The following is a 19,157-nucleotide window of genomic DNA, read 5'->3' as shown; positions in this document are numbered from 1 at the left end:
CTTGCCAGCGACCGGCGCGCGGGCTACCTCAGAGACCCGACATCCAGGTGCGAGCACGCCCATGGTCTTTTCCCTTCTGCCCGACCTCGGCAAGCGCACGCTAGTGATGGGCATCCTCAACGTCACGCCCGACAGCTTTTCCGACGGCGGCCGCTATACCTCCATGGACGCCGCCCTGGACCACGCCCGCCGCATGGCCGACGAGGGAGCCGACATTCTCGATCTGGGCGGCGAGTCGACGCGGCCGGGCGCCACCGAGGTGCCGGCAGAAGAAGAGATCGCCCGCGTGGTGCCGGTGATCGAGCGCCTCACCGCCGGAAGCTTCCCGCCTGTTTCCATCGACACCTACAAGGCGGCGACAGCCGAGGCGGCGCTCAAGGCCGGAGCGGTCATCGTCAATGACGTCTGGGGCCTGCAGCGCGAACCGGACATCGCATCGGCCGCCGCCGCCCATGGCGCGGTGGTGATCGTCATGCATAACCGGACGGGCATCGATCCGGAGATCGACATCATCGAGGACATGAAGGCCTTCTTCGGGCGCTCGCTCGCCATCGCCCGCAAGGCGGGCATTCCCGACGACCATGTCATCCTCGACCCCGGCGTCGGCTTCGGCAAGACCTTCGACCAGAACCTTCAGGCAGTCGCCCGCGTCGGCGAGCTCAAGGCGCTCGGCCATCCGGTTCTGATGGGCACCTCGCGCAAGCGGATGATCGGCGCGCTGATCGGCGCCGACCGGCCGGTCTCCGAGCGACTTCACGGCACCGTCGCCTCCAATGTCGCCGCCATCCTGGCTGGGGCCGATATCGTCCGGGTGCATGACGTCGCCGCCCACCGCGACGCCGCCGCCGTCGCCGACGCCATCAGGAGGGAGATGCGATGACCGATCATATTCGTGTCCACCGGCTCGCCGTCTTCGCCCGCCATGGCGTGCTTCCGGAAGAGGCGGCGATCGGCCAGCGCTTCTTCATCTCGCTGGATGCAGCGGTCGACACGCGCGCCGCCGGCACCAGCGACGACCTGACGAGATCGGTATCCTATGCCGACATGGCCGAGGTCGCGGTCGGCATCGCCACGACGCGCCGCTTCAACCTTCTGGAAGCGCTGGCCGAGGCGATCGCCACCGACATCCTCGCCACCTTCCCGCTCGTCGAGGCGATCACCGTCCTCATCGACAAGCCGTCGGCACCGGTGCCGCACGTGCTCGACACCGTGTCGGTGGAAATCACCCGGAGCCGGGCCGATGGCTAGGGCGGCGCTCAGCCTCGGCGGCAACATCGGCGACGTACGCGCCACCATAGCCGATGCGTTGCGCCATCTGGAAGCGACCGGCGCGCGCGTGGTCGCCCGTTCGTCGGACTACCGCACCCGCCCATGGGGCAAGACCGACCAGCCGGATTTCACCAATGTCTCGGCCGTCGTGGAGACAGTCCATCCCCCGCTCAAGCTGCTCGAGATCTGCCTCGACGTGGAGCGGCAGCTCGGCCGCGTGCGCCATGAGCGCTGGGGGCCGCGCCTCATCGACATCGACCTCATCGCCTACGACAACGTGCGCATGGACACCCCGGAGCTGACGCTGCCCCATCGCCACGCCCATGAACGTGGTTTCGTCCTGATTCCCCTTGCCGAGATCGCGCCGGACCTCTTGATTGGCGACAGGACCGTTGCCGACCTGGCAGCCCGATTCGCCAACGATCCCATCGAGAAGCTCTGACACGCGGAGGCCCGCCATGACCGCTCTTCAGGTGACCGTCACCACCGCTGACGAGGCGCGAGCCGCCGTTGTCTCCGGCGTGACGACGATCTTCGCGGCCGGCAATGCGGGGGGATCGCCGTCTCCTCTTCCGCTTTCCGACGTGCGGGCCATTCTGGCAGCCGCCGGCGAGCAGACCGAGGTGGTGGCTGCCGCAGGAGACCTTTCGTCCGACGGTCTTGCCGAGCTCGCCGCGACCGCCGTCACCGCGCTGGTCCTGCCGGTGCCGGGTGGCGACGCCGGTGCGGCGCTGCTGTCGCAAGTCGGCCGTTCCCTGGCCTCCACCGTCAGGTTGATTGCCGCCTTTCCACCCGAGGCGGGGCCGGACTTCGAGCTTCTGCCGGTCGCGGCCATTGCCGGCTTCTCCGGCGTCTGGCTTTCGGCGCCCGAGACATCCGATGGGCTGACCAAGGCCGTCAAGATCGCAGATATCGCCCGGTTCATCGCCGCCGCGCGCCGGTCAAAACTATCGGTGGCCCTGTCCGGCGGCCTGCGCGTCGTCGATGTCGGCACGCTGCTGCCGCTCCGGCCCGATCATCTCGGTTTTCGTGCCGCCGTCTCGGAAGATGAAGATCCGGCAAAGCCCCTCGATCCGGCGCGCATTCGCGCCGTGGCTGCCGCCTTCGCCATCCACTCTGTCCGGCCGGCACCCGATGAGTCGTGAGAATTTTCCGCGTGGGTGAAATCAGAGCTGGCGAAGGTCAGGCGATCCAGCCGCTCTCGAGTGCCGAGGCCCATTCCAGTCGACCCGCTTCGCGGGCGAGACGGACGACGTTCGTCGTGTCGTAGGGCACCGCATAATGCACCACGGCCCAGCCGGCGCGGCGTCTCTCGGCAATGGCGTAGCGGGCTTCCGGCGCACCAACCTGCATGATGTGCAAGGGCGCGTCGTCAGTATAGCCCTGCAACCCGACGCTGCCGGGATTGACGACAATGGCGCCCGACTTCAAGCGGACGACACGCGGCATATGGGTATGGCCGCAGAGAAGCAGGCTTGTCGGACCAACCGACCAAGACGTTTGCGCCCTGGTCTCCACGACATCGCGTTCGGCGAGCCGCATGCGGCCGCCCTCCACGGTTTCCAGCCAGTACTCGGCATCCGAGGCCGGTGTGCCGTGCCAGGCGATCACCGGCCCGACCGACAGCGAGGCGGGTAGTCCCTTCAGCCAGGCGATGTGCGCACCGGACAGTTGATCATAAGCGTGGCCATCCGACAGCCCCATCTCGGATCGCGGCGTGGTCACCAGCGCCCGGTCATGATTGCCGGCGATGCAGGAAATCGGCGAGGCCATCAACATGTCGGCCGTGCGTCGCGCCTCGAGCGGCCCCGACAGATGATCGCCGAGACAGACCGTAGCATCCACCGACCGGCGGGCCAGATCGTCGAGCACCGCCGTGAGCGCGTCGGCATTGCCGTGAATGTCGGAGAGAATGGCGATACGCATGAGGGTCGTCCGTGAGCTTTCGACAAGGCTTAGCGGATTTCGGCCGTCTCTCCAACGCTTCGCTTGGCGAAACGTCTGGGGCAGGCAGGCTCCTTGAATCAAAAGGGCCTCGCGGCAAACCGCGAAGCCCAACTTCATCCCGAAGAATATCGGGTCTCAGGCCAGTCGCGCCAACGCCTCGCGCACCTTGGCGAGCCGCTCGGCATAACCGTCGCGCTTGGCCTTCTCCTCCTCGACCACCTCTTCCGGAGCCTTGGCGACGAAGGCGGCGTTGCCGAGCTTCTTGTCGATGCGCTCGATCTCGCCGATCAGCTTGGTCTCTTCCTTGCCGAGGCGGGCACGTTCGCCGTCGAGATCGACCACACCCGAGAGCGGCAGGGCGATGACGCCGTCGGCCGTGACGATCTGGGCCGACTGGCCCGGCGCTGCATCGGCGGTCGATACTTCCGATACGCGGGCAAGGCGCAGGATGGCCGGCGTATGGGTGGAGAGCCACCCCTTCACCTTGTCCGACGCCCCGACCAGCACCAGCGGCAAGAGCGTTGCCGGCGCCACGTTCATCTCGGCGCGCACCGAGCGGATCTCGGTGATGACGTCGATCAGCCAGTTGATCTCGTCGGCGGCGTCCGTCGTCTCGCGGCTGCCTTCCGGCCAGGCGGTCAGTACCAGAAGGTTGTCGCGGGCCGGGCCGGCTTCGCCGGTCTTGGCCCAGAGTTCCTCGGTGATGAAGGGCATGAAGGGGTGCAGCATCTTCAGGATCTCGTCGATCACCCAGGCACAGGTGGCCCGCGTCTCATCCTTGGCCGAACCGTCGTCGCCGGTCAGCACCGGCTTGGTGAACTCCAGATACCAGTCGCAGAAGGAGTTCCAGACGAAGCGATAGATGGCGCCGGCCGCGTCGTTGAAGCGATAGGCGTCGAGCGCTTCCGACACCTCAGCCTGCGTCTTGCGCACTTCGGTGACGATCCAGCGGTTGAGCGTCTCGGTCACCTTGTCGGGATCGAAGCCAGCAACACGGACGCAACCGTTCATCTCCGAGAAGCGGACGGCGTTCCACAGCTTGGTCGCGAAGTTGCGGTAACCGCCGACGCGGCTGGTGGCGAGCTTGATGTCGCGGCCCTGGGCGGCCATGGCGGCCAGCGTGAAGCGCAGGGCGTCGGCGCCGAACTCGTCGATCAGGTTGAGCGGATCGATGACGTTGCCCTTGGACTTCGACATCTTGGCGCCCTTCTCGTCGCGGACGAGGGCGTGGATGTAGACGTCCTTGAAGGGCTCGGTGCCCATGAAGTGCTTGCCCATCATCATCATCCGGGCGACCCAGAAGAAGATGATGTCGAAGCCGGTGATCAGCACGTTGGTCGGATAGTAGCGCTTGAGCTCCGGCGTCTCGTCCGGCCAGCCCAGCGTCGAGAAGGGCCAGAGGGCCGACGAGAACCAGGTGTCGAGCACGTCCTCGTCGCGCTTCAGTTCGACCGCCTTGCCGTAGTGAGCCTTGGCTTCCTCGGCAGCGGCGGCCTCGCTCTCGGCGACGAACACCTTTCCATCAGGACCGTACCAGGCCGGGATCTGGTGTCCCCACCAGAGCTGGCGCGAGATGCACCAGGGCTGGATGTTCTCCATCCAGTCGTAATAGGTCTTTTCCCAGTTCTTCGGCACGAAGCTGGTGCGGCCTTCCTTGACGGAGGCGAGCGCCGGCTCGGCCAGCACCTTGGCGTTGACATACCACTGGTCGGTCAGGAAGGGCTCGATCGGCACGCCGCCGCGGTCGCCATGCGGCACCTGATGGACATGCGGCTCGATCTTGTCGAGCAGGCCCGCCGCCTCGAAGGCCGCCACAACCTGCTTGCGCGCCTCGAAGCGATCCCCGCCGTGCAGGCTCTCGATGGTCTGGTCGAGTTCGGCGGAGGGCGCGACACCCTCGATGAAATCGGCATTGCCCTTCAGCGTCACCGCCGCCTCGACGTCGAGGACGCTGATCGGTTTCAGGCCATGCCGCCTGCCGACCTCGAAGTCGTTGAAGTCGTGCGCCGGGGTGATCTTCACAGCGCCGGTGCCCTTGGTGGGGTCGGAGTATTCGTCGGCGACGATGGGGATCAGGCGGCCGACCAGCGGCAGCTTCACCTTCTTGCCGACGATCGCCTTGTAGCGCTCATCGGTGGGATGCACGGCCACGGCCGTGTCGCCCAGCATGGTCTCGGGGCGGGTGGTGGCGATGACGATATAGTCGCGCGTCTCGAACTCGGTCGGCTTGCCGGCCTCGTCGAAGGCGATCGGATATTGATAGGTGGCGCCCCCCTCCAGCGGATAGCGGAAATGCCAGAGGTTGCCCTTCACCTCGGTCTGCACGACCTCGAGGTCGGAGATGGCGGTGAGCAGCTTGGGGTCCCAGTTGACGAGGCGCTTGTCCTTGTAGATCAGCCCTTCGCGATAGAGCTGGACGAACACCTTCAGCACGGCCTTGGAAAGACCGGCGTCCATGGTGAAGCGCTCGCGCGACCAGTCGCAGGAAGCACCGAGGCGCTTCAACTGGCCGACGATGGTGCCGCCGGACTCGGCCTTCCACTCCCAGACGCGCTTGACGAACTCCTCGCGGCCGATCTGGCGGCGATGAACTTGCCTCTCGGCCAGTTGGCGCTCCACCACCATCTGCGTGGCGATGCCGGCGTGGTCGAGGCCGGGCTGCCAGAGCACGTCGAGGCCGCGCATGCGCTGCAGGCGCACCAGAATGTCCTGCAGCGTGTTGTTGAGCGCGTGGCCCATGTGCAGCGAGCCGGTGACGTTCGGCGGCGGAATGACGATGGTGAAGGTGTCCTTGCCCGGCTGCTTGCCGGCGCCGGCGGCGAACGCCCGCGCATCTTCCCAGGCCTTGGCGATGCGCGGCTCGACGTCCGCCGCTTCAAATGTCTTTTCCAGCATGATCCGACGTCTTTTTCCTGTCGTCTTGGGGTGAGCGACGGTTAGCCGCTACGCCCCCGAAAATCAACAAGAAGCGCCCTTTCCGCCGTCAAAACCGGTCGAGTTCGTACCGGCGATCCGCTGCCCGGCGCATCCCTGCCTCTGTCGCGCGACCGTCCATGACGCCGATGTCGCGCAACATGTGCTCGTTGAGGTCTTCGATGTTGGCACCCCGCCATCGGGCAAGGGCGGCAAATGCACCTGCCAGCACGGCGGGCGCCGAAAGAAAAACGGCGCGCCCAAGGCCGCGCCGGACCACGGTGTGATCCACGCAAGTCATCGTCGTTTCCCTTGATCCGTTGATGCGACAAGGGCAATCTCGGCCAGAAAGCCGAATATTTCCAATCGAACCTTCGCCTACACCCATAAAGAGGGCTTATCCATGAAGCTGGGTCGCCAGATGCCGCTCAATGCGCTCCGGGTGTTCGAGGCGGTGGCGCGTCTCATGAGCTTCACTCGGGCCGGCGAAGAACTCGGCATGACGCAGACGGCGGTGAGCTATCAGGTGAAGCTGCTGGAAGGCGTGCTGGGCGAACTGCTGTTTCGTCGTTTGCCCCGGCGTATCGAGCTGACCGAGGCGGGCGAGCGCTTGATGCCAAAGGTGAGCGAGGCCTTTGCCCTGCTCGAAGAAGCGATGGTAACAGCGCGAGCAGCGGCCAATGACCAGCTCACGATCAACACGACAGCAACGTTTGCCGCTCACTGGCTCGCACGTCGGATCGGCAACTTCCAGCTCGGCGCGCCGCATATCGCGGTGCGGCTCATAACCGATACCACGCTGATGGAGTTCAATCGCGACCCGGGGGATGTCGCCATTCGAGCAGGCAGAGGCGGTCCAGGCGCTTGGCCCGGCCTCGTCAGCCACCATGTGATGGACCTCGACTTTGCGCCCATGCTTAGTCCGTCACTACTTGAATGGGTCAAGCCTCTCGATACCCCCCGCGATCTCCTCAAGTGCAAGCTCATTGATCCAGGCGATCCGTGGTGGCGGCGCTGGTTCGACGCTGCGGGTGTGCCCGACGCTGATCTCGACGGCAGGCCCCGCAACTTGTTCGGATCGCAAGCGCTTGAAGCAAGTTCGGCCATCGCCGGGCATGGCGTAGGCATCCTGACGCCGGCCTTTTACCGAGAGGAACTGGCGAGCGGTCGGCTGATCATGCCGTTCGACCTCGTGTGCAGTGATGGCTCCGGCTATTGGCTGATTTATCCCGAAAGCCGGCGCAATCAGCCGAAAATCCGGGCCTTCCGCGATTGGCTGCTTGAGGATATCGAAAAGCATCCGCTGTGAAATTCAGTTCGTTAACCATTTTTTTGTGAGATTTCAGCGCCTGGTTCCGGAGAGACGTACGTCTAAAGCTGCAGAGGGAATTTCCCGGAGGCAGCAGATGTCATCCCTTTCCGCTTTGACCGGTAATGCGAGCAATCTTGCGGCGCTTTTTGGATCTTCGAGCAGTAAGGCAACGTCGGCAACGGCATCCTTCGCGCCATCATCGCCTTCCAGCAGCCAGGACGGCGGTGCGACGACCGGCACGGTCTCGTCGAACAGTGCCTTTTCCGCACTCGACGGCGGTCTGCAATCGGCTCTCCTGTCGCTCCAGGAGCAGACGGGCGAGAGCGATGGCTCGATGACGACACCGCCTCCGCCGCTTTCTTCGGATGCGTCGTCAACCGCATCCTCGACCGACAGCACGACCGCCGCTTCATCGGTCGATGAGACAACGGCGGCCATGGCGCCGCCGCCCCCACCGCCGCTGGAGATGACGACGGAAGAGACCGCTTCGAGTAGCGAGGCGACGGCGTCGACCGGCACGACGGCCTCGACCGATGCCGGTACGTCGGCGTCGGGCGACACCTCGTCGTCCGGCGGCACATCCGGCGCATCCGGCACCAGCGAAAGCAAGGAAGTCGTCAGCACGACCTATCTCGACAATCCGGATGGCAGCACCACCATCACGGTCACCTACTCGGATGGTTCGACCAGCGTGACCACGACCGGCGGCCAGAGCCAGTCGGCATCCGCGTCAGACGCACCGCAGGCGAACATGCCCTATAGCTTCGGCAACGCCAGTAGTGGCAGCGGCCTGGCCCAGGCGGTGAGCAGCCTCTACGCCAGCGTCGCCAACAGCGCCTCGGTCAGCTATTCGGCCGGTGTCGCTGCCTGACCGACGGGATAAAAACGTTCCTCAGCCGGCCGTAGCGCGCGGCCCGAGAAGAATGATCGCCGCACCGACAAGACAGATGGCCGCCCCTGTCAGATCCCAGCGGTCGGGCGCCTGTCGCTCGACCGCCCAAAGCCAGACGAGCGAGGCGGCGATATAGACGCCGCCATAGGCCGCGAAGGCGCGTCCAGCGGCGACGCTGTCGATGCGTGTCAACACGAAGGCAAACAGGATCAACGACAGCGTGCCGGGCAATGTCCAGAGCGCGGACTTGCCCAAGCGCAGCCATGCCCAGAAGGCAAAGCAACCGGCGATCTCGAAAGAGGCGGCAAGAAACTGGAGGAGGATGGATCTCACGCCATTCAGCGTCCGCGCGACACGCGCTCGATCTCGGCCCGTACCAGTCGTTCGACGATCACCGGCAAGTTCTCGTCGAGCCAAGCGCGTAGCATCGGCCGCAGCATTTCCTTGACGAGATCGTCGAGCGTCCGTGCGTTGGCGGCCAGCACCGTATGGCTCAGTTGGCCGAAAGCGGATTGCACGGCGGCACTGGCGGCGGCCGAAACCAGCGGATCCTCGCCTTCCGGCGCCGAACGGCCGCGCGGCGCTTCCGCTCTTGAGGAGTCGGACCGACGCGGCGGCTCCTCGGTCGGCTCGGCGAAGGCAACCTCCGCTTCGTCGTCCTTCAATCCTTCGACCAGATCCAGCGGCTCGGCCTCGTCGACGGTCGCGACATCGGCGAGGTCGAGCACTTCCGGCTCCTCCCCGTCGTCGGCATCGTCGACGTCCATCTCCGGCTCGTCCTCGTCATCACCGGACTGGGCGAACAGCTTGTCGAGATCCTCCTCGGAGATGTGCTCGTCATCGAGTGCCGGCTTGGCCATGGTCTCGACCTCCGGTTTGGGAGCAGCCGCCTTGGCCGGAGCGGATTTGGGCGCCGCCGCTTCCTTGCCGTCGGGTTCGTCGGCAATGATCCGCCGGATGGAAGCCAGGATCTCTTCCATTGAAGGTTCGGCGGACGCAGCTGCCTTGGCCATTGGTCTCTACTCCGAGCGGGTCGCCCCACCACCTGCTACACGATCGTTCACAGCTTGCCTGAGCCTAGCGCCCGAGATCAACCAGTCTCGCCCTCCCTTGGACGAAGAACCGGAATCCCGACAAGCGTGGCGACAAGGCACCAGCGACAAGCCTGATTCGACACCCGAAGTATAGATTAGTTAACGCTGCTGAAAACGGTTTGCGCCGGAAATGAGGCGGTTATCCCCGGCACCCGGCCGTTTGAAGGTCAGCGGCCATCCGGCGTGCGCAGCCCGATCCACTTGTCGCGGACCTGCTCATAATGGTGTTCGGGCTTGTAAGCCGACACCTTGAGGCCAAGCCGTTCGCGGTCGAGGCGCCCCATGGCGGCGGCCACGCTGTAGCTCGCCACCACGAACTGCGCCTGGGCGCCGACTTCCGCCAACCGGGCATCGATCAGCGAGCTCTGGGCATTGAGGACGTCGAGCGTCGTCCTTTGGCCGACCTTCTGCTCTTCGACGACGCCTTCGAGCGCCAGACGGCTTGCGGTCACCGAAGCCTCGGCGGCGACGATCTGAGCCCTTGCCGATTCAAGTGCGCTCCAGGCCTGGGCGAGGGCAGCATCCACGGACATGCGCGCCACATCGATCTGCAGCTTGGCCTGACCGAGCTCTTCCTTGGCCTGGCGGACGGTCGCGTATTCGGCGCCGCCCTGGTAGATGGGGATGGACAGCACGGCGGCGACCGACCCTTCCAGCGTGCGCGCCCGCTCCGGCGTGCTCCCATCAGCGGAACCGTTGCCGACGAAGGCGCTGCTCACCGTTCCCTGAAGAACGAAGCTCGGCAGCAGAGCACCTTCCTGGATCTCGACATTGTAGGAGGCGGTATCGGCGTTGTGGATCGCCGCCCGTATCATCGGATGTTCGGTGCGCGAGGCATCGATCGCCGCCGACAGTTTGGCCGGCAGCAGCTTGGTGATCGGGCCGGGCGAGCGCAGCCCCTTGGGCTCATGGCCCACCACCTTGACGTAATTGGCCCGCGCAGTGAGCAGGTCGGCCTGCGCCGAACTGACCGCCGACGTCGCAGCGGCCAGGGCGGCCTGGGCCTGCGACACGTCGGTACGCGTGCCCTCGCCCACCGAGAATCGGTCGTTGGCGGCCCGCACCTGTTCCTGCAGGAAGGCGACGTTGGAACGACGCAGCTCCAGCACCTGACCCGAGAGGATGACGTTCATATAGGCGGATGCCGTGTCGAGCAGGGTGGTCTGCTCGGTGTTGCGCAACTGCTCGCGCGAGGCCTTTACCGCCGATTCCGCCCGTTTGACGCCGTTGTCGATCCGTCCACCCATGTAGAGGGGCTGAACGATCTGGATCTGGCCCTGCACGGCACCAGTGTCGGTATAGGTGCTGGCCCAGTTCGAATTGAAGCGAGCACGGGTATCGGTAGTGGTAACGCTAGCTGAAATCTGGCCGTTGATAGTAGGCCGATAGCCGGATAGCGCCTGGGGCACGTTCTCGTCGACGGCTCGGGTTCCCGCCCGCGCCGCGTTGAGCGAGGGATTGTTGGCATAGGCCGCGCTCATCGCTTCCTGCAACGTTTCCGCCGAGGCGACGCCGGACATGGCAACAAAGAGGCCGACGGCGGCCGAAAGATACAAAGAGGGACGGAACGCCACGACACACCTCATGTTCATCGCTACCAAGGCCATATAGCCAACGATTGCTGCCCGGTCTTCTCACGCCTTCGCGAGAAAGCCGTGAGATTGCCACATTTGCTAAGAAACCGTTAATCATACGGCGACGGACTATAGCCGATGAGCGAGCGAACGGAAGCGCGGCCGGCGACGCAGCGGCAAATTCAGTCAAATCGATGCACAGAAATCACAGAGGTCGCGCAAGACCAACCGTCCAGCTTTACGCTGGCCGCCGGAAGGGAACAGTCGTGTAGAACGTACCGTTACAGTGAAGCTAAAAGGCGAAAGTTTCGACCGCCTCAAATCCCGGCAGCACCGGAGCCGATGCATTGAACAGGGCCCGGCCGGAAACGCCGGTGTCGCTCCGGGTGTAGAGCTTGACCCACGGCGCGCTTCCGCCCTCCTCGACGAGAAGCAAACGTCCGCCCTTGGTCAGTTGGCCGGCGATCGTCTCGGGGAAGGTGACGACGGCGCCGTTGAAGATGATGACGTCGAAGGGCGCGGCATCCGGCACTCCCTTCGCAAGCGAGGCCTCGACGACGGCGACATTGGCAAGACCGGAAAGCTGCCGGCGAGCCAGGGCCGCGAGGTCGCCATCCTGCTCCAGCGCGACCACCGACCCTGCGAGACGGGCCATCACGGCGGCGCCATAGCCGGACCCGCTGCCGACTTCCAGCACCTTGTCGGTCGGCTTGATTGCCGCGTACTGCAGCATCCGCGCCAGCACCATCGGCTGGATCAGGACGCGGGCGGCGCGCCCATTGCCGAGCGGCAGATCACGATCGAGATAGGCGAAGGGCTTCTGGTCGTCCGGCACGAAGTTCTCACGCGGCACCTCGCCCATCGCGTCAATGATGCGGAGATCGGTGACATCGTTCGGCCTGACCTGACCGTCGACCATCTTGGTGCGCAACGCCGGAAAATCGATCATCGATCGCAAGTCCCCTGCCGGAATTCTACCGGCTCCTCCAATAGCCGCCCCCCTCTTCCGAAACAAGGGCTTCTACGCAGCTTTGCGGAGTGCCGGGATAAAACGCACATGCTCATACATCCAAAGCAACCAACGACACAAATCTGGGCCGGCCGAAAACTCGGGTTAGCCCTGTCAAGAGAGCCTGAGAGATCGCTCCTAAGCACATGCCCGCGGCACGATGCCGGTCATGGCCCGCTCAGGATCGTTCGAGATTGCCGAGATAAAGCGACAGCAACTGGGTTTGCGAGGAGATGTCGAGTTTGCGGTAGACGTTGCGGCGGTGCACTTTCACGGTGCCGGTGGAAATGCCGAGCCTGAGGCCGATCGCTTCCGATGAATGGCCCTGAAGCACCAGATCGACGATCGTCGCCTCGCGATCGGTGAGGCCGAGGCGCGACCAGACGTCGGAGGCTGCGCTCGCCTCGCCGAATGGCGTAGGCGACTCGACTGGAGAGCGAGCGAGGCGGGCGCCGATGTCGCCGAGACCGCTCCTCACCAGCGCCAGAACCAGGGGGGCGGCACTTCGCAGCATCTTGATGTCAGCCGGAGAGAACGCGCCGCTCTGCTCGAGCCGCATCAGCGATAGAACCACGCCCACGCCGCCGGTCATCGGCACGAAGAAGCCCACCTCTTCGGCAAGCCGCGTCTCACCATAATAAGTCCGGTAGTATTCGCTGACGAAGAAACGGTCCGGGGCCAGCTCGCGCATGCGGAAGAAGCCCGAACGCCCGGCCCGGGTGGCGTGATAGAAGGGATCGAGCAGGAAGGCGCCGGCCTGGTAGACGGTGACGTGGATGTCGTATTTCTCGGCATCGAACGTGTCGTAGAAATCGATCGGCCGTTCCTCGCCCCGGTAGACGAAGCCCACCGCGTTGTCGAAATGCACCAGCGATTTCATCAGGCCGCGAAAGACGGCTCCCGTCTCGCGCTCGGACAACGGGCGCCGTTCAACAACCGGCATCAGGCTGGCAAACAGAGCATTCACGTCGACAGCCACCATCTACCCCCTGACAGACCATCGAACCCGATTCCGGCAACCGGGACGATATACTCCTCGCTTCCGGCCACCTACGTGGAAATACCTCTTTTGGGGTATATACCTTGGGCGAAGTTCCTGTGACGCTACCCCTGAGGTTGATGGAGTATAGAGGCCAACAGGCCCGCCTCCGTCCAAACCGCAGGGATCAACTGTGTCCGCTTCCGATCTTCATGACATTGAATTTCGGTCGGTGACGAAGCGCTATGGCGACGTCACGGCCGTCACCGACATCAATCTCGCCGTGCCCAAAGGCGCCTTCGTCGCGCTGCTCGGCCCGTCGGGCTGTGGCAAGACCACCTGCCTGCGCATGATCGGCGGCTTCGAGCAGCCGAGCGAGGGCGACGTCTATATCGGAGAGACCAGGGTGAACGACCTGCCGGCCTATCGGCGGCCGGTCAACATGGTGTTCCAGCACTACGCGCTGTTCCCGCATCTCGACGTCGAGAACAACGTCGCCTACGGCCTGCGCCAGCAAAGGCCGCGCATCGCCTCGGACGAGATCTCAAGGCGCGTCGGCGCCGCATTGGAAATGGTGAGGCTGTCAGGCTTCGGGCGGCGGCGGATCCATGAGTTGTCCGGCGGTCAGCAACAGCGCGTGGCGCTGGCGCGAGCCATCGTCAACAAGCCCAAGGTGCTGTTGCTCGACGAGCCGCTCGCCGCGCTTGACCGCAAGCTCAGAACCGACATGCAGATGGAGCTGCAGAGCCTGCAGCGCGATCTCGGCATCACTTTCCTCCTGGTGACCCACGACCAGGAGGAAGCGCTGTCGATGAGCGATCTCGTCTGCGTCATGAGCGCCGGCCGCATCCGCCAGTTCGCCCGCCCCCAGGAAGTCTACGATCGGCCGGCCGACCTGTTCGTCGCCGATTTCGTGGGCAAGACCAACAAGATGACCGTGACCGCCGAGCCCGGCATTCTCCGCCTCGGCAACGGTGCAACCCTTCCCTTTGCCGGACCCGAGCGCGGCCCGGCGGTGCTGGCGTTGCGGCCGGAAGCCATGCGCATCGCCCGCGTGGGCACCGGCGACGGGCCGCTTGTCGGGCACGTGACCCACCGCATCTTCCTCGGCTCGCTCGCCGAGTATTCGGTTGCCGTTGCCGGCGTCGGCGAGTTCCTGATCTCCGCCGAACGCCACGGCCTCGACGCCAACGATCTGATCGAACCGGGAGAAGCTGTTTCGATCGACTACATCAGCGAGGCCATCCGTCTTTACCCAGCCTGAGACGTCTAGCGACACGAACAAACCATAAGGGGAACCGGTGTCATGTCGAAAAGCTACAAAGACAATCTACCCATCAGTGTCAGCGCCCTCACCGACGAGTTCATGCGCCTCAAGCGTGGCTCCGTCACGCGGCGGCATTTCCTCGGTGTCACCGGCCTCGGCCTCGCTGCGTCCGTCATGAGCCGCGGCCTGCCGGGCGCCTTCAATGCCGAAGCCTTCGCCGGCGACCTCGGCACCCAGATGTCGCTTGCCACCTGGCCGAACTACCATGACCCCGCCACCTTCGAGAACTTCACCAAGGCGACCGGCGTCGCCGTCGAGGTCAACGTCTTCGGCTCCAATGAGGAAATGCTGGCCAAGCTGCAGGCCGGCGGTACCGGCTGGGACCTGTTCGTTCCGACCAACTACACCATCTCCACCTATTCCAAGCTGAAGCTCATCGACCCGCTCGACATGAGCAAGCTCCCAGCCTTCTCGTCCGCCTCCGAGTCCCAGCGCTTCACCCACGAAGGCACGGTTGATGGCGTCACCTACGCGCTGCCCAAGAACTGGGGCACCACGGGCATGTCGATCAACACCTCCAAGGTGAAGACGCCGATTTCCAGTTGGAAGCAATATTTCGAAGTGGCCATGACCGAAGCCGACGGCCGCGCCATGGTGCACGATTACCAGCTCACCACCATCGGCAGCGCGCTGGTGTCGCTCGGCTATTCTTTCAACTCGATCAAGAGCGAAGAGCTGGCCAAGGCCGAGGAGCTGTTGATCAAGCTGAAGCCGCATCTCTACGGCATCAACTCCGACTACCAGCCGGCCATGCGCTCCACCGATGCCTGGATGACCATGTGCTGGACCAATGATGGCGCCCAGCTCGCCCGTGACATGCCGGAGATCATCTACGTGCTCGGCAAGGACGGCGGAGAGATCTGGACCGATTTCTACGCCATACCGAAGAGCGCGGCCAACAAGCCCGCCGCCTATGCTCTCCTCAACTACCTGATGACGCCGGAAAACGCCGTCAAGGAACACATCGCCAACGGCGCGCCGACCACGGACAGCCGCGTGCTGGCCCTGCTGCCGGTCGACATCACCGGCAACAAGATCGTCTATCCGGACGAAGCCGCGCTGACGCCGCTGGAGTTCGGCGCCGCTGTGACGTTGACCGACCCCAACCGTGCCGAACTGATGGCGCGCTTCAAGGCGGCGTGAGGCTCATGATGGCGATGACGCTCGCAACCCGGAAACGCCTGGTCACGGCGCTGCTGGTCGGACCGTCCGCGGCCTGGCTCTCCATTTTCCTGGTTTTGCCCTTCATCGCCATCCTGGTGTTTTCGGTGGGCGAACGGGCACCGGAGGGTGGCTATCAGGCTGCCTTCACCTTCGCGCAGTTCATGAACCTGCCAGCGCGCGCCACGGCCTTCTGGAACACCATGCTGCTCGCCCCCGTCGGGGCGATCCTCTGCCTGCTGGTCGCCTATCCGACGGCCTATTACCTGGCGATCAGGGCCCCGACTCGCTTTCGCATGCTGTTGGTGTCGCTGGTGGTGGTGCCGTTCTGGACCAGTCTCTTGGTGCGCACCTATGCCTGGATCTTCATTCTCGGCGCCCGAGGCCTGCCCAATCTTCTCGCCCTGATCGGCCTGCCGGACGTGCGCCTCCTCAACACCCCCGGCGCCGTACTGCTCGGCATCGTCTACGGCTACCTGCCGCTGATGATCATGCCGATCTATGTCAGCCTCGAAAAGCTTGATCGCCGCCTCCTCGAGGCCTCGGCCGATCTCGGCGCGTCGCCGGTGCGCAGCTTCTTCAACATCACGCTGCCGCTGTCACTGCCCGGCGTCGCCACCGGCGTGGCGCTGGTCACCATCCTGCTGCTCGGCGAGTACCTGATCCCGCAACTGCTCGGCGGCGGCAAGGTATTCTTCATCGGCAACGCGCTGGTCGACCTCTTTCTGCAATCGCGCAACTGGCCCTACGGTTCGGCCATCGCCGTCACGCTGGTTTCCGTCGTTGTCCTGATCATCACGCTGGCCATGCGCCTTGCCTGGCGCTTTGCCGGCACCCGACAGGTGGATCTCGTCTGATGCGCGCCTTCGTCACCGCCGTCTATCTGTTCCTCTACGCGCCGATCGCCCTGGTGGTGCTCTTGTCGTTCAACGCCGGCCGAAACGCCTCCGACTTCACGGGCTTTTCGGTGGAGTGGTACGGCAAGGCGCTGTCCAACACCTTCCTCATCCAGGCGCTCCAAAACAGCCTGATGGTGGCCTTCATCTCGGCCGGCCTCGCAGCCATCTACGGCACCATGGCCGCCATGGGGCTGGAACGCCTCGGCAAGCGCGGCCGGATGCTGTTCGACGGCCTCCTCGCCGCCGCCATCGTCGTGCCGGGCGTGGTCATCGGCATCGCGACGCTGGTGGCTTTGGTGCAACTCTTCGCACTGCTCAATCCAATCGTCACCGCCCTCTGGCCGTCTGACAATCCTCCGCAGTTCGGCTTCGGCTACGGCTCGATCATCGCCGCCCACGGGCTGTTCTCGATGGCGCTGGTCACGATGATCGTCCGCGCCCGCATCGCCACGCTCGGCCGCGATATCGTCGAGGCCTCGGCCGACCTCTACGCGACGCCCTTCAACACCTTCCGCCTGGTCGTATTGCCCCAGATCCTGCCGGCGATCCTCTCAGGCTTCCTTCTGGCTTTCACCTTCTCCTTCGACGACTTCATCATCGCCTTCTTCGTCGCCGGCTCGAAGACCACGCTGCCGATCTACATCTTCGCCTCGATCCGCCGCGGCGTGACGCCGGAGATCAACGCCATCGCCACGCTGGTGCTGACGGCCTCGCTCCTGCTGATCCTGCTCTCCCGTTTCCTGATGCGCGACCGACCGCGCCCCGCCCCTTCGGAGTGATACCCGCATGATTCTGAAAAACCGCGTTGCCATCGTCACCGGCGCGGGGTCGGGCATCGGTCGCGCCGGCGCCGCCATCATGGCCCGCGAGGGCGCCATCGTCGCCGTGTTCGATAGCGATGCCGCCGGCGCCTCTGCGACCGTCGAGATGATCGAACGGGCCGGCGGCAGGGCCGAGCCCCATGTCGTCGACGTCACTGATGATGAGGCTCTGGGCCGGGCGATCAACATCGTTGCCGAACGGCATGGCCGGATCGACATCTTGCACAATCACGCCGGAGCCCAGGTGGCCGGCACCGCCGAGAGTGTCGAGGTCGCGGGCTTCGATCGCTCCTGGGCGCTCAACGTCCGGGCCGTCTTCATGGGAATACGCTACGCGTTGCCGATCATGCTCGCCCAGGGCATGGGGGTGATTCTCAACACCTCCTCGAGCTCGGGCGTGCTCTACGACCGAGAAATGGTCGCCTACACCACCAGCAAGCACGCCGTGATCGCCATGACGCGCCAGATGGCCGGCGACTATGCCAAGTTCGGCATCCGCATCAATGCCATCTGCCCCGGCTGGGTGGACACGCCCTTCAACGAACCCTTCATCGCCCAGATGGGCGGCCGCAAGGCCATCGAGAGCTATGTGGCCAATCAGGTACCGCTCGGACGCTGGGCTTCGGTCGATGAAATCGCCGAACCGATCCTGTTCCTGGTCTCCGACCGTTCCTCCTACATGACCGGCCAGATCCTGGTCGTCGACGGCGGCGAAACCGTCGTCTGACCCTCCACCGCGCTTCCTCCGATATGCGGCTGCGGGCTGTCTCCCCTCGCAGTGAGCCTTCTTGCCAACCAAGTAAGGGTACGGGCAATGTTCTCACCGTGCCGTTTGGAACTTGGGCCCTTTCGCGCCATGCTGACGCGGGGCTGCGCTCCAGGCTAGAGTTGGCGAACCAGCGGCAGCGTGGCGAACCAGCGGCAGCGTGGCGAACAGGTGCCGGGAGATCTGGTGATGCCCCCTCAGGCCAACCCCGAGGCCCGCTTCAAACAACAGGCCGGAGAGCACGCGGCCTCGCTGGTGCAATCCGGCATGGTGGTCGGTCTTGGCACAGGATCGACGGCGATCTTTGCCACGCGCAAGATCGCGGTTCGACTTCAAACCGGCGATCTCCAGGGCATCGTGGCCATCGCAACGTCGCGCGCCACCGACGACACCGCTCGCGCGCTGGGCATTCCCATGCTGGCGGATGACATTCCGCGCGAGATCGATATCACCATTGATGGCGCCGACGAGGTCGATCCGGCGATGGATCTGATCAAGGGTGGCGGCGGCGCCTTGCTTCGCGAGAAGATCGTGGCTGAGGCCAGCCGCCTGGAAGTCATCGTCGTGGATGAGGGCAAGCTGTCGCCTCGGCTCGGCACGCACTGGCCGTTGCCGGTAGAGGTGCTCGAGTTCGGCTGGCGGTCACAGGTGCGCTTCCTGGAAAGCCTCGGTGCGGCCGTCACGCCCCGACCCGGCAACGGCGGTCTTTTCCGCACCGATCAGGGCAACCTCATCCTCGACAGTCGATTCGGCCCGATCAACAATCCCTTGGAACTGGCCGGCAAGCTCGAAGCGCGCGCCGGGATCATCGGACACGGGCTCTTCATCGGCATCGCGTCCGATCTGGTCGTGGCGGGAAACGACGGGATACGCCATCTCCAGCGAGGCCATGGGGGGTCCGGGCAGCAGCCATGAACCAAGCATCTCCAACCTACCGGAGGCGCTGTGGGACTGTCTGGCATAGGAAAAGGATCTGGAGGCCACGGAGGGAATCGAACCCCCGTACACGGATTTGCAATCCGCTGCGTCACCACTCCGCCACGTGGCCTCACGGAGATGGGTTCATAAGCGAGCGCGGCTGCATAGACAAGGGGTCACAGCGAAAATCCATCGCACCGAACGCCTTGGGCGGATTACCTGACTGCCTAGGACTGGTCGATTACTGACCGCAAGAGATTGCGTCTAGGGACTGCG

At 64.7% G+C, this 19,157-nt stretch carries 21 protein-coding genes and 1 tRNA gene; 12 read left to right on the top strand and 10 right to left on the bottom strand.

The window, feature by feature from the left end; all coding sequences use genetic code 11:
• The first annotated feature begins 61 nt into the window (after positions 1-61).
• Genes folP through CXZ10_RS11940 form a run of 4 tightly spaced genes read left to right on the top strand, consistent with a single transcriptional unit; the run spans position 62 to position 2,414 of the window.
• Positions 62-880 (top strand): dihydropteroate synthase, encoded by an 819-nt coding sequence (gene folP, locus CXZ10_RS11955; RefSeq protein WP_101289552.1) that lies wholly within the window; start codon positions 62-64, stop codon positions 878-880.
• Complete coding sequence (gene folB / locus CXZ10_RS11950; protein ID WP_101289550.1) at positions 877-1,248, top strand: dihydroneopterin aldolase; 372 nt, start codon at positions 877-879, stop codon at positions 1,246-1,248. The genes folP and folB overlap by 4 nt, the downstream gene beginning before the upstream one ends.
• Positions 1,241-1,711 (top strand): 2-amino-4-hydroxy-6-hydroxymethyldihydropteridine diphosphokinase, encoded by a 471-nt coding sequence (gene folK / locus CXZ10_RS11945; protein WP_101289548.1) that lies wholly within the window; start codon positions 1,241-1,243, stop codon positions 1,709-1,711. The genes folB and folK overlap by 8 nt, the downstream gene beginning before the upstream one ends.
• A 16-nt stretch (positions 1,712-1,727) precedes the next feature.
• Positions 1,728-2,414 (top strand): (5-formylfuran-3-yl)methyl phosphate synthase, encoded by a 687-nt coding sequence (locus CXZ10_RS11940; protein ID WP_101289546.1) that lies wholly within the window; start codon positions 1,728-1,730, stop codon positions 2,412-2,414.
• 37 nt (positions 2,415-2,451) lie between these two features.
• Here the strand turns inward: CXZ10_RS11940 and CXZ10_RS11935 are convergent, their stop codons facing one another.
• The 3 genes from CXZ10_RS11935 to CXZ10_RS11925 form a co-directional block, all read right to left on the bottom strand.
• A complete protein-coding gene (locus CXZ10_RS11935) occupies positions 2,452-3,195 on the bottom strand; it encodes a metallophosphoesterase family protein (protein ID WP_101289544.1) in 744 nt (247 codons plus the stop codon).
• Positions 3,196-3,351: 156 nt separating this feature from the next.
• Positions 3,352-6,111, bottom strand: a complete 2,760-nt coding sequence (locus tag CXZ10_RS11930) for a valine--tRNA ligase (protein WP_101289542.1) — start codon at positions 6,109-6,111, stop codon at positions 3,352-3,354.
• Positions 6,112-6,199: 88 nt separating this feature from the next.
• A complete protein-coding gene (locus CXZ10_RS11925; RefSeq protein ID WP_101289540.1) occupies positions 6,200-6,430 on the bottom strand; it encodes a hypothetical protein in 231 nt (76 codons plus the stop codon).
• A 102-nt stretch (positions 6,431-6,532) separates the two neighbouring features.
• Here CXZ10_RS11925 and CXZ10_RS11920 point away from each other — a divergent pair, with 102 nt between their 5' ends.
• On the top strand, positions 6,533-7,438 hold the full coding sequence (locus tag CXZ10_RS11920; protein ID WP_101289538.1) for a LysR substrate-binding domain-containing protein: 906 nt from the start codon (positions 6,533-6,535) through the stop codon (positions 7,436-7,438).
• Positions 7,439-7,471: 33 nt separating this feature from the next.
• On the opposite strand, the gene CXZ10_RS21355 is transcribed toward CXZ10_RS11920, so the two are convergent.
• Positions 7,472-7,879, bottom strand: a complete 408-nt coding sequence (locus tag CXZ10_RS21355; protein WP_143741525.1) for a hypothetical protein — start codon at positions 7,877-7,879, stop codon at positions 7,472-7,474.
• Here CXZ10_RS21355 and CXZ10_RS21350 point away from each other — a divergent pair.
• Positions 7,878-8,312, top strand: a complete 435-nt coding sequence (locus tag CXZ10_RS21350; RefSeq protein WP_143741524.1) for a hypothetical protein — start codon at positions 7,878-7,880, stop codon at positions 8,310-8,312. The two genes, CXZ10_RS21355 and CXZ10_RS21350, sit on opposite strands and share 2 nt — an antisense overlap.
• Before the next feature lie 21 nt (positions 8,313-8,333).
• Here CXZ10_RS21350 and CXZ10_RS11910 read toward each other — a convergent pair whose 3' ends face one another.
• The 5 genes from CXZ10_RS11910 to CXZ10_RS11890 all read right to left on the bottom strand — a co-directional run bounded on the left by CXZ10_RS11910 (position 8,334) and on the right by CXZ10_RS11890 (position 12,989).
• On the bottom strand, positions 8,334-8,666 hold the full coding sequence (locus CXZ10_RS11910) for a YnfA family protein (protein WP_101289534.1): 333 nt from the start codon (positions 8,664-8,666) through the stop codon (positions 8,334-8,336).
• 5 nt (positions 8,667-8,671) lie between these two features.
• A complete protein-coding gene (locus CXZ10_RS11905; protein WP_101289532.1) occupies positions 8,672-9,346 on the bottom strand; it encodes a PopZ family protein in 675 nt (224 codons plus the stop codon).
• Between the two features lie 248 nt (positions 9,347-9,594).
• On the bottom strand, positions 9,595-11,001 hold the full coding sequence (locus CXZ10_RS11900) for a TolC family outer membrane protein (protein ID WP_210199912.1): 1,407 nt from the start codon (positions 10,999-11,001) through the stop codon (positions 9,595-9,597).
• A gap of 292 nt (positions 11,002-11,293) precedes the next feature.
• Positions 11,294-11,950 (bottom strand): protein-L-isoaspartate O-methyltransferase family protein, encoded by a 657-nt coding sequence (locus CXZ10_RS11895; RefSeq protein ID WP_101289530.1) that lies wholly within the window; start codon positions 11,948-11,950, stop codon positions 11,294-11,296.
• Between the two features lie 238 nt (positions 11,951-12,188).
• The gene (locus tag CXZ10_RS11890) at positions 12,189-12,989 is read right to left on the bottom strand and encodes a helix-turn-helix transcriptional regulator (protein WP_101289790.1); all 801 of its coding nucleotides are present in this window, start codon (positions 12,987-12,989) and stop codon (positions 12,189-12,191) included.
• A gap of 193 nt (positions 12,990-13,182) precedes the next feature.
• Between CXZ10_RS11890 and CXZ10_RS11885 the strand changes: the two genes are divergently transcribed.
• From CXZ10_RS11885 to rpiA, 6 genes are all read left to right on the top strand, one after another.
• Positions 13,183-14,253, top strand: coding sequence for an ABC transporter ATP-binding protein (locus tag CXZ10_RS11885; protein ID WP_101289528.1), 1,071 nt, complete (start codon positions 13,183-13,185; stop codon positions 14,251-14,253).
• Positions 14,254-14,295: 42 nt separating this feature from the next.
• Positions 14,296-15,459 (top strand): polyamine ABC transporter substrate-binding protein, encoded by a 1,164-nt coding sequence (locus CXZ10_RS11880; protein WP_101289526.1) that lies wholly within the window; start codon positions 14,296-14,298, stop codon positions 15,457-15,459.
• 8 nt (positions 15,460-15,467) lie between these two features.
• Positions 15,468-16,334, top strand: a complete 867-nt coding sequence (locus CXZ10_RS11875; protein ID WP_101289524.1) for an ABC transporter permease — start codon at positions 15,468-15,470, stop codon at positions 16,332-16,334.
• The gene (locus CXZ10_RS11870; protein WP_101289522.1) at positions 16,334-17,155 is read left to right on the top strand and encodes an ABC transporter permease; all 822 of its coding nucleotides are present in this window, start codon (positions 16,334-16,336) and stop codon (positions 17,153-17,155) included. Before CXZ10_RS11875 ends, CXZ10_RS11870 begins: the two co-directional genes overlap by 1 nt.
• 7 nt (positions 17,156-17,162) lie before the next feature.
• The gene (locus CXZ10_RS11865) at positions 17,163-17,924 is read left to right on the top strand and encodes an SDR family NAD(P)-dependent oxidoreductase (protein ID WP_101289520.1); all 762 of its coding nucleotides are present in this window, start codon (positions 17,163-17,165) and stop codon (positions 17,922-17,924) included.
• A gap of 228 nt (positions 17,925-18,152) precedes the next feature.
• The gene (rpiA, locus tag CXZ10_RS11860; RefSeq protein ID WP_101289518.1) at positions 18,153-18,878 is read left to right on the top strand and encodes a ribose-5-phosphate isomerase RpiA; all 726 of its coding nucleotides are present in this window, start codon (positions 18,153-18,155) and stop codon (positions 18,876-18,878) included.
• Positions 18,879-18,937: 59 nt separating this feature from the next.
• Here the strand turns inward: rpiA and CXZ10_RS11855 are convergent.
• Positions 18,938-19,011, bottom strand: a tRNA-Cys gene (locus CXZ10_RS11855).
• Positions 19,012-19,157 lie beyond the last annotated feature (146 nt).

The sequence above is a fragment of the Pleomorphomonas diazotrophica genome, assembly GCF_002844595.1.
Classification (GTDB): Bacteria; Pseudomonadota; Alphaproteobacteria; order Rhizobiales; family Pleomorphomonadaceae; genus Pleomorphomonas; species Pleomorphomonas diazotrophica.
This window is presented reverse-complemented; position numbering and strand designations above follow the sequence as displayed.